The 14,687-nt window shown below is 49.5% G+C and carries 13 protein-coding genes; 3 read left to right on the top strand and 10 right to left on the bottom strand.

The features are described from left to right. The first annotated feature begins 29 nt into the window (after positions 1 to 29). From DJ568_RS03135 to DJ568_RS03125, 3 genes are read left to right on the top strand one after another with little or no spacing between them, the layout of a single operon-like run. Entirely contained in the window at positions 30 to 707 is a 678-nt protein-coding gene (locus DJ568_RS03135; RefSeq protein ID WP_199560826.1) for a DUF1345 domain-containing protein, read from the top strand. A 38-nt stretch (positions 708 to 745) separates the two neighbouring features. Next, on the top strand, positions 746 to 1,120 hold the full coding sequence (locus DJ568_RS03130; protein WP_114003760.1) for a hypothetical protein: 375 nt from the start codon (positions 746 to 748) through the stop codon (positions 1,118 to 1,120). A gap of 32 nt (positions 1,121 to 1,152) precedes the next feature. Continuing rightward, positions 1,153 to 1,416, top strand: a complete 264-nt coding sequence (locus DJ568_RS03125; RefSeq protein ID WP_114003759.1) for a hypothetical protein — start codon at positions 1,153 to 1,155, stop codon at positions 1,414 to 1,416. Positions 1,417 to 1,424: 8 nt separating this feature from the next. On the opposite strand, the gene DJ568_RS03120 is transcribed toward DJ568_RS03125, so the two are convergent. The 10 genes from DJ568_RS03120 to DJ568_RS03075 are packed head-to-tail and all read right to left on the bottom strand — an operon-like array spanning position 1,425 to position 14,663. Then, entirely contained in the window at positions 1,425 to 2,054 is a 630-nt protein-coding gene (locus DJ568_RS03120) for an HD domain-containing protein (RefSeq protein WP_158534860.1), read from the bottom strand. A 2-nt stretch (positions 2,055 to 2,056) separates the two neighbouring features. Continuing rightward, positions 2,057 to 3,382, bottom strand: a complete 1,326-nt coding sequence (gene rseP / locus DJ568_RS03115; protein WP_114003757.1) for an RIP metalloprotease RseP — start codon at positions 3,380 to 3,382, stop codon at positions 2,057 to 2,059. 22 nt (positions 3,383 to 3,404) lie between these two features. Beyond that, positions 3,405 to 4,013 (bottom strand): hypothetical protein, encoded by a 609-nt coding sequence (locus tag DJ568_RS03110; RefSeq protein ID WP_114003756.1) that lies wholly within the window; start codon positions 4,011 to 4,013, stop codon positions 3,405 to 3,407. 1 nt (position 4,014) lies between these two features. After that, complete coding sequence (locus DJ568_RS03105; RefSeq protein WP_147238706.1) at positions 4,015 to 4,194, bottom strand: hypothetical protein; 180 nt, start codon at positions 4,192 to 4,194, stop codon at positions 4,015 to 4,017. Between the two features lie 7 nt (positions 4,195 to 4,201). Further along, positions 4,202 to 4,933 (bottom strand): ZIP family metal transporter, encoded by a 732-nt coding sequence (locus DJ568_RS03100; protein WP_114003754.1) that lies wholly within the window; start codon positions 4,931 to 4,933, stop codon positions 4,202 to 4,204. 4 nt (positions 4,934 to 4,937) lie between these two features. Continuing rightward, positions 4,938 to 5,594 (bottom strand): hypothetical protein, encoded by a 657-nt coding sequence (locus DJ568_RS03095; protein WP_114003753.1) that lies wholly within the window; start codon positions 5,592 to 5,594, stop codon positions 4,938 to 4,940. Continuing rightward, the gene (locus tag DJ568_RS03090) at positions 5,591 to 6,922 is read right to left on the bottom strand and encodes an Nramp family divalent metal transporter (RefSeq protein WP_114003752.1); all 1,332 of its coding nucleotides are present in this window, start codon (positions 6,920 to 6,922) and stop codon (positions 5,591 to 5,593) included. The genes DJ568_RS03095 and DJ568_RS03090 overlap by 4 nt, the downstream gene beginning before the upstream one ends. Before the next feature lie 3 nt (positions 6,923 to 6,925). Beyond that, positions 6,926 to 9,037: a heavy metal translocating P-type ATPase gene (locus DJ568_RS03085; protein ID WP_233496614.1), complete on the bottom strand. Its 2,112-nt coding sequence runs from the start codon at positions 9,035 to 9,037 to the stop codon at positions 6,926 to 6,928. 11 nt (positions 9,038 to 9,048) lie between these two features. After that, a complete protein-coding gene (locus DJ568_RS03080) occupies positions 9,049 to 10,257 on the bottom strand; it encodes an efflux RND transporter periplasmic adaptor subunit (RefSeq protein WP_233496613.1) in 1,209 nt (402 codons plus the stop codon). Positions 10,258 to 10,268: 11 nt separating this feature from the next. Beyond that, the gene (locus DJ568_RS03075; RefSeq protein ID WP_114003750.1) at positions 10,269 to 14,663 is read right to left on the bottom strand and encodes a CusA/CzcA family heavy metal efflux RND transporter; all 4,395 of its coding nucleotides are present in this window, start codon (positions 14,661 to 14,663) and stop codon (positions 10,269 to 10,271) included. Positions 14,664 to 14,687: the final 24 nt, after the last annotated feature.

Genomic DNA, 14,687 nt, shown 5'->3' with positions numbered 1-14,687 from the left:
AACCTTTTTATTAACCCCCGATCAGAATAATGAGATCTTCCCTAATTACAAATATCGTCTTTAAATTAGATAGCCGGGCCAGGCTATATATATCGGTCGCCATAGCTGCGGTCATTTTCTTACTGACCAATAAAGGATTCGTCCCGTCGATCCACTGGATGATGACCTGGTTGGGTTTTTGCCTGACGCACCTGGTGTTCAGCTGGACAACGATCTTGAGTTGTGAAGCTTCGCAGATCCGGAAGACGGCCAAAAGGCAAGACACCGGAAGAACTGCTATCTCTGTATTTATTCTGGTCGCTTCCAGCATCAGCTTTATTGCTTTGGCTATACTGATGGGGTCAATAAAAGGATTTGGCAAAGATGGTCTTACCGGGCATATCATACTCGCCATCACTTCGGTCCTGAGCGCCTGGCTGCTTATCCACACGAATTATATATTCAGATATGCACACCTCTACTATTCAGGCGTCCACGGCAATCAGGATACCACCGGTGGATTGGACTTCCCTGAAGATACCGAACCGGATTACCTTGATTTTACCTATTTCTCCTTTGTTATAGGGACAACGTCTCAGGTGTCCGACGTGTCGATCACTTCCAAAAGGATCAGGAAGGTGGTTTGCCTCCACGGTATCCTTTCCTTCGCATTCAACACCATCATCGTGGCACTCAGTATCAACATCATATCCGGCCTGGTCAAATGACGGGCCCTTGAAAGCATAACGACAAAACCACCAATAGCATGAAACCCCTAACTAAACAGAGAACCGTACATAAAGCCAGGTTATTGCACTTGTTATTCCGTCATGAGATACCTGAATTTCTGAGTTACTTGAATGAGCTGACCGAAACCATACTGAACGGGGAAGAAGTTCCGCCGTCAGCTATCGAAGGCGAGCATTGCAGTATCGATCGTTGGTTTGAAATGGCGGAAGATATACAGGAAAAAATGGCGTGCTATCAGAGATTGCTATACCCCAATTCCCGGGTCTTCGCGGGCCAATTATTCGACATTCGGTCCGCGACGCTCAGTTTATATGCCCTCAAGCAATATATCAGCCTTGCAAAATTTATTGACCCCAAATTTAAGCCTGCTGTGGAACTCCTTTTTTCATAACATCAACTGACCTTTCAATTTTAATCATCATCATGCCTGTTAGCCGAAAGAACCGCCCATCCATCAAGAAAAAGCGAACGCCTGATCCCCTGCGAGCGGCTGCCGCTGCGAAGCAAAAGAAAAAGAAGCAGCAGCGAACGATGATCAAGAAGATCCTCACCAGGACGATCTTCATTGTCATATTGTTGATGATCGTGATACTTGCGGTAATAAAGGCGATGCAGGATGCCGGAAAGTTAAAAAAACGTCTTCATGAACAAGACAAGTTAATGGAACTTAAAAAGAACAAGCGTTAAGGCGCTTTTTATGGTTTATCTTCAGGATACAGCGGATCATCATCACTCCGTTGCACTTTACGTTCAAGGGATCGTAAGTTACTCATTTTACCCGACTCCCAATTGCTCTGCCCTGCGCTCGTGAAATACCGGTGGGTCGACAGGAATCGTAGGTTTAGCTTGTCCCAATCTTGTTCAGTATATGTTTGGCCAAGATGTACTTCCCATTCTTTTCTTAGCAGTTCTGTTAGTTCAGGATAATAAGGGGAAGAAAGGTGAGCCATATCTGCATCGCAAATGATGGAATGTGTTTGCCTGACGGGAGACGGCGGGAATCTGGTCGCCCGGATACAGTAATTCACTTCGCTTATGAACAGATCGCTGCGCTGTTCATTTCGGAGGAAATCGCCGGCAAGTGTCATGCTGATAGCCTCATGTCCTTCATAGGTGTAGCAATAACCCGTATCATGTAACCAGGCAGCTACCAACACTATTTGCTTATCCGAGTCACTGACGGTCAGTTCAGAAAGCAGGCGCTCAGTAGCGGCCACCACGGAAAGCGTATGGTCGATGTTATGGAAGTACATGCTTGCCGGTAGTTTTTCGTCAAACAGCTGCCTGACATATTTTTCACAGTTTTCGATCAACTCCATTTTCATTATCATAAGATGTTTAGCAGGTCGTTCACACTGGCGAGTATGACCAGTAGCAACATGGCCACAATGCCTGTTAATTGAAATATGCGGGTAGGCAATAAACCGAGAGGTTTTCGGGTTACGGCTTCCCAAAGAAACAGCACTACCGCACCACCGTCGAGCGGTGCTACAGGCAATAAATTAAATACGCCGATCGCCAGTGACAGAACGGCAAGTAATGTCCAGAACCTTTTTGCCTCAAATCGTTCTCCAAATAAAGTGGCGATCCGTATAGGGCCGAGTACGGCATCGCCCAGACTTACTTCGCCACGAAGCATTTGACCAAAACCCTCGGAATTGGCGGATATGGCTCCCCAGGTTAGGCTTGCGCCGGTAGCAAGTGAACGTTCAGGCGGGATCCTGACCTGTCGCTGTATCCTGATCTTTCCTTCATGACTGAAAGCGATATGGCCATCTTTATCACGATGCGCGGGTAATATTAGTTCTTGTCCTTTACGGACAACGGTCAGATAAAGCTGACGTTGTTCATTGGCCTTCAGCCGCACATAGAAGTCATTGAAGGAATTCACAGAGTCTCCGTTAACGGCAACCACGCCGGCATGTTTGAAGTTTTTAGCTTGGGAAAGGTCGAGGTTCGTATAGACCGAATCGATTTTAAAACCGGCCCGTAGCGCGTAAAATTGTGACAGGTCTTTTTCGGCGACCATCTGCATGATCTTGGGCGATACGGCGATATGCATGTGGATCCGCTCGTTCCCTTTTTTACGTATAACGGTAAGCACGGTATTGCCTCTTAATAGCCGCGTACTTAATAGGTCATCAACGTACAATGAAGAATCTGCATTGATAGCCGCGACCCGGTCGCCTGGCTGTAAACCTGCTTGTTTGCCTAATTTCCCGGGAGATATGGGCAGCGAATCCCCCACACCGTTAAGCTGCTTACGGCCGTAAGTCAGGGCAAGCAGCGAGAAGACCAGCAGCGAAAACAGGAAATTCATCAGGATACCGCTGAGCATAACGACGATCCGTTGCCAGATCGGTTTATGATCGAAACGCTCGTTCACCGGAACGTTTTCGCCATCATCTTCCTCATCCCCTGCAAGCGCTCCCGCCATGGTGACATAACCACCGAGCGGCAGCCAGCCTAAACCGAAATCCGTGCCGTTCCGACGGAACCGAAAAATAGCTTTGCCGAACGCATCAAAAAAAAGATAGAACTTCCTTACCCTGATCCCAAATATTCTTGCGCTCAGATAGTGCCCAAGCTCATGAACAAATACGATGAGGCATAAGCCCGCCAAAAATTGCAGGATCATCACTAACTTATCCATCTGCCACCGGTAATAACTTCGTTCATAAATACCCCCCGAGATCTTTTTGGTCAATATCCGAGGTTATTTGCTGTAATATGTCGCCGTAAGCGTAGATGACCATAGCGTCAAAGTAGCCTTGCTGCTTTCCACAGGTCAGGTGTATGAATTTTTCACCTTCTCTTAAAAAGCCTTCTATCCTCACTTTATTGGTGGAGCGAAGAAAACGCAGCAGGTCAACCTTTCTTGAAGCCTGATTGATAAAAATGGAGATCGCAGATTCATTATCCCCAAAGCTATCTTCAGGAAAGCTGCGAAGACTCATCACGTCCGGCAAGCTAAAGATCATCTGCTCATTTTTTGCCTCACCGCGCCGCTGAAATCCGCGATCCACACCGATACCGAAAAAATCATTCGCGATCAGTTCATAATGCAGGTCCACCCGTTGATAGCTGCCGACGACTTCCGCGACATAGGGCGTGAAAGGGATAACGATATTGGCTGCTGCCCCCTCACGTAACGTCTGGACCAGCGACAAATAGATGTGTAATAAACGATTGTTGTCCCCGGCCGCTCTCGGCCCGGCCGGCGCGTGCACATGCAGATACCGAACGATAGGGCCATTTTGTTCGATCTTAAATGGTGCTTTCATATCAACCCTCCAGTTCAGTGAACCATTCTTCAGCGCGCCTGATCGCTTCCGCCGTCACAGAACTTCCTTTTGGGATATCCTGAGCGGACAGTGTTGCTGCGATCTCCATTGCCTTTTCCCGCACCTGCGGTAAAAGCTTCCCGAAGCTTTCCGGGTTATCTACTTTTTGATCTGTTTCCATATCCATATCATAAAATAATACCTAATACCAGAAATATAAGGAACCCGCCAAAAAACCAGGATGTAGAGATAGGCGTATCCTTTTCCTCGTGCGCTTCAACCAATAATTCTTCGGTCACGAGGTATAATAAAGCTGCAGCTCCAAAAGACAATATGAACTCCATAGCTGTATCAGAGGCTTTATGTAGCAACATTAACCCGGCCGCCGCTCCTGCGATGAAGACCAGCGCTAAACCAGCCAACACCCCGTATAACACTGCTTTTGCCGGCACGATTGTCCGGATGGTCGTGATCACGGCAATGCCTATGGAAAAACATTCTAAGGCCAGGGCCGCAGCTAAAAGGATACCCTCTTTCTCTCCAGCCGCAAATCCGACGCCAAGCAGGATACCGTCGATCAGCAGGTCGATGGCAAATGCACTAAGCGCCGTCCAGGGAAAAAGGCCGGCGATCTTCGAAGTATTGGGCTCTTCTTGCGGCGGTTTGGTCCACCATTTGACCAGTAACATCAAGAGTAAGCCGGTAATAAAACCGCCCACCAATGTGACCGGGCTATGGAGTCTGACCATATCCGGTAAAATTTCGACGGCGACGACAGAAAAAACGACGCCGGCGGCAAAATGAAGCACCATACTCTTAAAGGCGGCACTGGCCGTTTTAAATAAGGCCAGGATACCGCCCGCCCATAATAACAATACGGGGATACTTGTAAACAATAGCTCTTTCAAGGTCGTGTTCATAGCATTAGAAATTATATGGCCTAATGGATGTAACCTCTAAGAAAATGTATGCGATAACCGAGCTGACGGCTGCAAATAACAGGCTGCATAACATTTGAAAAGGGAAACTGAGCCCCTGATCGAGCAAACTTAAACTGATGACCACGGCGGAAACGACCATGAAGTATTTAACGATGCGGTGCGGGCGCTTTAAAGCTAAAAGGGTCAGTAGGGTCGCGCCGGTCACCGCTGTACCCACTGGCGAAATGAACCGGCAGGCGACATGAGGTACTAAGTGCGTAAGATCTGCGGACCGCCCGCACAGGCGGGGCAGAAAAAAACTAAGCAAGGCATTCACGGCGATGGTCGTTAGATACAATGCGATCAAATAAAGGCAGAAACGTTTTATCCAAAAAAGGAATTTGACCCGTTCCTTATAAGCGAACAGCAATATTACCGCGCACCAATAGGGTATCCAATAATTGCCGTTGATGAAGTGAGCGGCTGAACTTTGGAACCAGAACGGAGATACATGCTTTACGCAGAGCGCTAAGGCCCCGTTCCACTGGATGTATTGCAGTCGAAATACGCTTGCGCCGGTCACGAAAAGGTAAGCTACACTCAGCAACGCCACCAAGAAGTATAGCGCTAAATAAACCTTTATATCGTGCGGTCGGTTCATGGCTGATCAAAGAATTGCAGATAGATCAGAAAAACAGCCGCAACGGTCATCAATAAGAAGGTAAGCACACCCAGGCAGTTGGATAGCCGCGAATTCGTGTATTCACCCATGACCTTTTTATTATTGGCCAGGTGCAGCACCATCGCGATAACTACCGGGGCGGTCACACCATACAGGATGGCAGTATACAGCAGGGCCTGCACGGGGCTAATGCCCAAGTAATTGATCCCAAGGCCGAGCAACAGGGAGAAAATGATCACTATATAAAATCCTTTTGCCTGATGGAACTTCTTGTCGAGGCTGCCTTTCCAACCCAATGACTCTGATACTATATAGGACATGCAGCCACTTAGCACCGGGATCGCGATAAAACCGGTACCGATGACCCCTGTCGCAAAAAGAAGATAGGACAGATCCCCCGCGACCGGCTCCAACGCTTTAGCGGCTTGTTCCACCGTCTCGATCTCTCTGACACCCTTGCCGAATAAAGCGGTACCTGCTGTCAGGATGATAAAGAACATGATCACGTTGGAAAGCAGCATTCCGATATTAACATCGATCCCCATTTTTTGAATAATGAGGCCCATCAATCGCTTTTCGCGCGGTTTAGGGTCCACATCGTCGCCGTTATTGCTGATCAATCGCTTATTGACCATGATCTGACGTTTCACCGCTTTAACATCTTCCGCCTCCATCGCCGCCTGCCAGAAAAATAAATAGGGGGAAATAGTTGTTCCCAGTATAGCGACCAGCATGGCTATGAAATTGGGATCGGAAGCAACTTTGGCAGAGATGTCAGGAATGATCAGGCTGCGCAATACTTTGAACCAGTCCGGCCTGGTCAAAAAAGGAACGATGATATAAAGCAGCAATACCAGACACAGATACTTCAAGACGTTCACGAACCGCACATAGGGTAAATAGATGATCATCGCCATCAGGATCGCCGTAAATAACAGGCTGAACCAAATAGGCGCGATAGCCGGGACCAAAAGATTGGCAACAGCGCCCATGCTGGCGATGTCCGCTCCGATGTTCAACACGATTGCGGGAACGCTGAACACCAGCATCAGGTACAATACCGTCTTTGAATAGTGTTTCTTCAGGGTGGTGGTCAGTCCGGCCGAGGTGACCAGGCCGATCCTGGCACACATTTCCTGGATGGCCGCCATCAACGGGAAAGTGATGATCACCGTCCAAAGCGTGGCAAGGCCATACTTGGCACCGGCCTGGGAATAGGTAGCTATTCCTGATGGATCATCATCGCTGGCTCCCGTTACCAGTCCCGGTCCAAGTATTTTAAAGAACCTTTTTACCTTACGCCACATAACTTATTTTTTAAGGTCATTCCGATAAGCGAGCAATCGCAACGCATTAATAACGACCAGCAAAGTTGAGCCTTCGTGAACGACGACCGCAGGGCCAATGGTGGCAATGCCGGTGATGGTCAGCGGTATCAATACGCCGACGATCCCCAGGCTGATCCAAAGGTTCTGCTTGATGATCCCTCTTGATTTGCGGCTCAGACCGATCGCGAAAGGCAATGTTTCCAGTTTGTCACCCATCAGCGCGATATCCGCCGTTTCCAGCGCGACATCGGAGCCGGCGGCACCCATGGCAATGCCGACGGTACTTTTCGCCATGGCAGGTGCATCATTCACACCGTCACCGACCATTGCTACTTTTTTCTCCGAGCGGTCGAGCTTTTTAACAGCTTCTACTTTGTCTTCCGGCATCAGGTTGCCCCAGGCTTCCGTAACACCGATCTGTTTGGCCACGGCTTCGGCTACTTGCTGGTTATCCCCGGTCAGCATGATCATTTTGCGGATGCCCAACGCCTGTAATTCTTTCAGCACGTTCTTGGCCTCCTTACGTGGCGTATCCATCAGCGATATAACGCCGATAAATGTTTTATCACGTTTGACCAGCATAGTTGTATTTCCCTCCTTTTCGAGTTGGCTTACCTGCTCCTTCATTTCATCGGGGATACCACCCTTACCTTTGTCTTCAAAAAGCGCTTTGTTTCCAATGAGGATAAGGTCACCATTAACCTCCGCCTGCACTCCGCGGCCGGTGATACCTTTCACTTTTGTGGCTTCGGGCGAGGTCAGCTTTTTATATTTTTCCATTGCGCCGGTGACGATCGCTTCAGCCAGCGGGTGATCGCTGCGCTTTTCCACAGCTACCACGATTTTCAGTAATTCTTCTTCTTTTATGTCATCCAGCGGAAAAACATTGGTCAGTTTTGGCTTACCCTCTGTCAGCGTTCCGGTCTTATCAAACGCGATCGCGGTCAGTTCCCCGAGATTCTCCAATGGACGTCCTCCCTTGATCAATACACCACCTTTGGCTGCACGGGCAACACCACTAAGTACGGCGCTTGGCGTCGAAATAGCCAGTGCGCAGGGACTTGCCGCTACAAGCACCGACATCGCGCGGTAGAAACTCTTACTAAAAGGTTCATCGATGACCAGGAACGCGAAACATAAAGCGGTCACCAATATCAATACCGCCGGAACGAAGTATTTTTCGAACTTGTCGGTGAATTGCTGAGTAGGTGATTTTTGCTTCTCCACTTCGTTGACCATTTTGATCAGCCTGCTGATGGTCGAGTCTTTCGCCTCTTTAATAACCTTTACTTCCAGGACCGAACCACCATTGATCGTTCCGGCAAAGACGCGGTATTCCGCTTTGATCGACTTTTCAGCAGTGTAATCCTTTGCTGGGTCGTCCACGGGACGCTTATCTACGGGAACACTTTCGCCGGTGATTGGAGCCTGGTTAACGCTGCCTTCACCTTTGATCACTACGCCGTCAGCCGGTATTTTGGAGTTTGGCTTGATGATAATGGTCTCACCGAGTTGCAACTCTTCGATCCGCACCTCCGTTTCCTTGCCGTCCCGCACAACAAGTGCGGTGGGGGGAGCAAGGTCGGTGAGTGCGGCTATGGATTTGCGTGCCTTTTCCATCGCAAAATGCTCCAGGGCATGTCCAAGACTGAAAAGGAAAAGCAATAGAGCCCCTTCCAGCCATTCACCAAGTATCCCTGCGCCGATGGCGGCTACCAGCATCAGGAAGTCGATCTCGAAACCGCCTTTGGCGATCGTTTGCACGGCCTCTTTAGCGGTATAATACCCACCAAAATAATAGGCGATGATGTAAAGCACCAGGCTGACCGTAGGGGGAACGCCGTTAATAAAGGACAAGCCCCAGCCGGTGGCCAGTAAGGCCCCGCAGAGAATAGCATAAATAAGCTCTGTGTTTTTACCAAATATACCGCCGTGGGCATGGCCGGCTTCTTCTTCTTTAGGTCCATGCTGGTGTCCGTCTTTCCCATGCTCATCATGCCCTTTGTCTTCTTTAGGGCCATTCTTAGCCATGCGCACAGCGGCAGTTCGCCCGGTCTTTGCGGTTTTGGATCTTTTATCTTCCTGTTTTTTCATATGATGTTGATTTATTCTTCTTCCTCGCTGTTTTTGAGTTTGCTTAAAAGGTCATAAGCGCCTTTGATCACGAACTTCGCATCTTCTTTCAGACCGCCCGGCAAGGTCACGGCAGCATAGCCACCTTCACTTACTCCGACAGCGATCTCGGTCATCTTGAAACGATACATTTTTGTATCGGCCTCTTCTCCATTTTCGTTTTTTCGCTTTTCGGTCACTATGCCTTCGTTTATGAATACGTATTTTTTCCCTTCAAAATCTACGATCGCGCTTTCCGGCAAGGCGGTAGTGAGATCTTTCCCTGTCTCAATAAAGGCCTTTACGTAAGTTCCCGGCAGGAAGTTAAAACTGCCCTTTGCAATGCTGTGGATACGAATGGTCTTATCGGGATTGATCTCGCGTCCGACCAAGGATACGGTAGCTTCACGTTCAGTAGTGTCATTGGTCAGCGTAAATCGTACGGTCTGTCCGCTTTTTACTTTCTCTGCATCTTTTTCGAACACGTTCAATTCCACGTGCAGGTTGCTGCTGTTGACGATCTCCAGCATGATATCATTCGGATTGACGAACTTCCCGATGTTGGTATTTACCTTGGTGACATACCCACTGATAGGCGCATAGATGTTCACGGAACTGCGGATGCCTTCCGGGGTTAACTTATCCGGGTTGATATTGATCAGGCGCAGCCGCTGTTTGAGGGCGGATTCGCGGGCCAGCGAACTTTCATAATTCGCTTTGGCCTGTTGCAGCACTTTGGTCGCGGTCACATTCTGTTGTGAAAGCGTCTGCTGCCTTTTGTATTCAGTGGTGTTCAGGTCATGCTGGCTTCTGCTGTCCAGGAAATCCTGTTGCAATTGTACATAGTCCTGATTCTCCAGTACGGCTATGACCTGGCCCTTGCTGACGCGCGTTCCCTGCAATACCGGTATCGACTTGACGATGCCACCCATCTGGGTGGTGATACTTACCAGGTCCTGTGGTGGCACATCGATAAAACCGTTCACTTTGAGTACGCCGCTCAGAGCCTTCTGACCTGCGATGTCGGTGGTGATGCCTATGGTACGATATTGGGCCTCGCTGATCTCTGCCAGGTCGGCCGCTTCTTCCTTTTTGGCCGTGTCGGCCGCTGCCGTTTCTTCGTTCTTTTTCCCGCCGCAACTGCTCAGGATCAGGGAAAATACCAGGGCTGTAAAAAGCCCCGTGATCTTTATCTTATTCATTTTCTTCATTATTATAAACCGGTAAGGTATTGTAGGTCGTAAACAGATTGGTTGTATTGATTGATCGCCAGTAAATAGGCGAAACGGATATCCGAAAAGGTCTTGAGCGCCTGCAGGAACTCCACATAGGTGATCTCGCCATTTCGGAAAGCGATCTGGGCCTGGCTCAGGATCAGGTTCGCGTTCGGATTGGCGCTGCTCTCATAATAGCGCAGTGAACGGTCGTTCTTGAGCAACTGGTGATAGGCCTGTTCATACTGGCTCGCCAGATTGGTCTCATAAAGATCACGCTGGCTCTCTGTGACCTGCTTTTCGATACGCGCGGCCTTTATGCGTGCGCTGTAGGGTTTAAAGAACAGCGGGATGGATACTCCGGCTTGTACGCCCTGAAAACGTTTCCCGCCCGTAAAATTCTGATCCTGTCCGTTAACGTTCTGTATGCCCATAATGGATTGGTTAAAATAGCCCACACGGAAGTCAGGTCCCGAACGTGCTTTTTCTAAAGACAGGTTACGGTCTGCCAGTTCTACCTGCTGACGCTGGTAGGCCAACTGCGGGCTTTGTTTGATGGCACTGTCCAGGTGCCGGAACTCGGAGACCGCTTTGCGGAACTCACGCGGATCGATGGCCACAGAGTCCTTGGTGTAAAGCAGGCGTTGCAGTTCAGCACTTGCGGCGGCGATATCGCCGTCATTCTTGTTCTTCTGGTTACGTACCTCGTTCAGTTGCGTCTCCGCGGTCTTCTTCTCCAGCAGGTTGCTCTCGCCGGTCTCAAACCGCACAGAGGCGGCCCGCAGGAATTCGCCGTAAATTGAATCCTGGCGCTGGTACAGGTCATGCAGTGCAGTAAAATACGCCAGTTGCCCGTAGGCCTGACGGACCTGGTAACGCAATTGCGCTTTGGTTACGTCGAGACCGATACGGGCGTTCTGCTCCTGGGCCTCAAATACCCTGCGCTGGCTGCTGATCAATCCGGGGAAAGGGATGCTTTGTTGTATGGAGATATAGTTATCGCGTTTGATGCTGTTGAACTGTCCGTACTGCATATCGAAATTGGTCTTGCCGAGGTCAAACGCACTACCTTTCAGTGCCGTTTGCTGGCTGATCCCCAATTGGGATACTCTGATGCCTACGTTATTGGTCAATGCAGTGTTCAATGCCTGATCCATGGTCAGGCGCTGGGCACCGATAGCCGGCCGGGACTGCGCCGCGGCCGGGTTCGGTGACATCACAAATGTCAGCAGTACTAAGGAAACTGCCGTTCCCGCCTTGGCCCACCTCTTACGGCCAAAACGAAAATTCTCAAAATAGGTATACAACACAGGTAATACGATTAAGGTCAAAATAGTGGAAGTAATGAGTCCGCCGATCACAACGCTGGCAAGCGGCTTTTGCACTTCGGCACCGGCCGCAGTGGATATGGCCATCGGCATAAAGCCTAACGACGCCACCGTCGCGGTCATCAATACCGGACGAAGTCGCTCTTTGGTGCCTTCGAGAACGATCTTTTTCAGGTCGGTCAGCCCACCTTTTTTTAAGCGGTTAAATTCCGTGATCAATACGATACCGTTCAGAACAGCGACCCCGAACAAGGCGATGAAACCCACGCCTGCTGAAATACTGAACGGCATGCCTCGCACCAGTAGGGCGAAAACGCCACCGATGGCCGCCATCGGGATAGCGGTAAAGATCAGTATCGATTGTTTAAAGGAACCAAAAGTGAAATAAAGCAGCACCAGGATAAGCAACAATGCCACGGGCACAGCTACCGATAGACGGGCAGAGGCCGCTTTCAAATTCTCAAATTGTCCGCCATAGGACACATAATAGCCTGTCGGCATTTTTACCTGCTGCTCTATTTTACCCTGTATCTCATTGACCACGCTTTCAATATCGCGGCCGCGAACATTCAGGCCTACAATGATGCGGCGTTTCGTGTCTTCACGCTGTATCTGATTAGGCCCGACCTGTAAACTGATATCCGCCAGTTGCTCCAGCGGGATCTGACGTCCATCCGGGGCGGTAACGAACACATCTTTTACATCATTGATGTTGCGACGGTTGCGGTCATCCAGCCTGACCACCATATCATAACGACGTTCACCTTCATAGACCTGGCCGGCAGCCTGACCTGCAAAAGCGGTATTAACAGCCTGGTTGACGCTTTCTACATTCATGCCGTATTGCGCCACCCGGTCGCGGTTGATCTTAACGACCACCTGTGGCAGACCTGTCGCCTGTTCGACATAGATATCGGCGGCACCTTGTACAGAACCTGCGATCCTTCCGATCTTTTGTGACAAGGTCGTCAGGGTTGCCAGATCCTCGCCGAATATTTTGATACCGATATCCTGGCGAACACCGGATATGAGTTCATTGGAACGTAATTGGATCGGCTGCGAAAATCCGAAAGTGACCCCGGGAATATTTTCCAGTTCCTCAGCCATTTTGTTGGCCAGTTCTTCCCGGTCGCTGGCAGACGTCCATTCTTTTTTGTCTTTTAAGATCACGGTCAGGTCACAGGCTTCCATCGGCATCGGGTCGGTCGGTATCTCTGCAGCCCCGATCTTCCCGATCACTTCTTTGACCTCCGGGAACTTTTTCACCAGTATGGCTGAGGCCTGATTGACCTTATCGATCGTTTGGGAAAGGGAGCTACCGGTCAGCAGTCTTGTTTCTACCGCGAAGTCACCCTCTTCCAGTTGCGGGATAAATTCACCGCCCAGACGGGAAAAAACGAATACCGCGACAATTAACAGGGCGACAGCGGTACCTACAATAATGGCCTTCATACGAAGCGCGCCATTGATCATCGGCAGATAGGCACGATGTACCACATCCATCATACGATCGGAAAAGTTTTTTTTGTGATGCGGTTTTTTACTCAGGAACAAGGCAGAGGCCATCGGTACGTAGGTCAGTGATAGTATGAACGCGCCTAATATGGCGAAGGCCACTGTTTCTGCCATAGGACGGAACATTTTACCTTCGATACCCACCAGGGCCAATATCGGCAGGTAAACGATCAAAATAATGATCTCGCCGAAAGCTGCGGCTGAACGGATACGGCTGGCGGATTCATAAACCTCATCGTTCATTTCCTGCTGACTCATGATCTTCGTGGTCTTCCGAAGGGCCAGGTGATGTATCGTCGCTTCTACAATGATCACCGCGCCGTCAACGATAAGACCGAAATCTATCGCGCCTAAGCTCATCAGATTACCTGACACACCGAACAGGTTCATCAGACAAATAGCGAATAACATAGCCAATGGAATGACCGACGCCACGATCAGACCGGCACGCAGATTACCCAAAAATATGACCAGTACAAAGATCACGATGAGCGCGCCTTCTGCAAGGTTTTTCTCGACCGTGCCTATAGCTCTTTTTACCAGGGAGCTCCTATCCAAAAACGACTCGATGACCACACCCTGGGGTAAGGTCTTGTTGATGCGTTCGATGCGGCTTTTGACCTCATTGACCACTTTGTTGGCGTTAGCGCCTTTCAGCATCATAACAATACCACCGACCGCTTCACCCGTAGTGCCTTTCGCGGCGCGGGTAAGTGCGCCATACCGGATAGCGCTGCCGATCTGAACCGTCGCCACATCCCGTACCAATATCGGCGTGCCGTTCGGATTATTTTTGATAACGATCTTGCCTATATCATCAGTGTTACCGACCAAACCTTCGCTCCGGATGAAATACGCATTGGGCTTTTTATCGATGTAAGCACCACCTGTATTCTGATTGTTCTTTTCAAGCGAGCTGAACACATCGGCCAGACCGAGGTTGTAGCTCCGCAGCCGATCCGGATCGATCGCTATCTCATACTGCTTCAGTAAACCTCCAAAACTGTTCACTTCGGCGATGCCTGGTGTACCTAATAGCTGGCGGCGTACGATCCAGTCCTGGATGCTTCTTAACTCCTTGGGGTCGTACTTTTTTTCATAACCGGGCTTGGCGTGGACCACGTATTGAAAGATCTCGCCTAAGCCGGTAGATATGGGTGATATCTCCGGATTGCCTAAAGTAGAGGGTATGTTGTTACGGGCTTCCGCAAGCTTTTCATTGACCTGCTGACGTGCCCAGTATATATCGACATCGTCATGAAAAACAATAGTGACCACCGATAGGCCAAAACGGGAGATAGAACGCACCTCTTCGATCTCGGGAATAGTCGCCATCGTTTGCTCTACCGGGAACGATATTAACCGTTCCACTTCTTGTGTGGCGAGTGCAGGGCTTTGCGTGATGACCTGAACCTGATTGTTGGTGATGTCAGGAACGGCATCGATGGGCAGTTGTTTCAAGGACCATATGCCCCAGCCGATCAGGGCCAGGGTGAAGATCCCTATAACTAACTTATTATTAATTGAAAAATGAATGATCTTATTAAGCATAACTTATTTTAATGCTTGGATAAG

The organism is Mucilaginibacter hurinus, assembly GCF_003324525.1.
Lineage (GTDB): Bacteria > Bacteroidota > Bacteroidia > Sphingobacteriales > Sphingobacteriaceae > Mucilaginibacter > Mucilaginibacter hurinus.
This window is presented reverse-complemented; position numbering and strand designations above follow the sequence as displayed.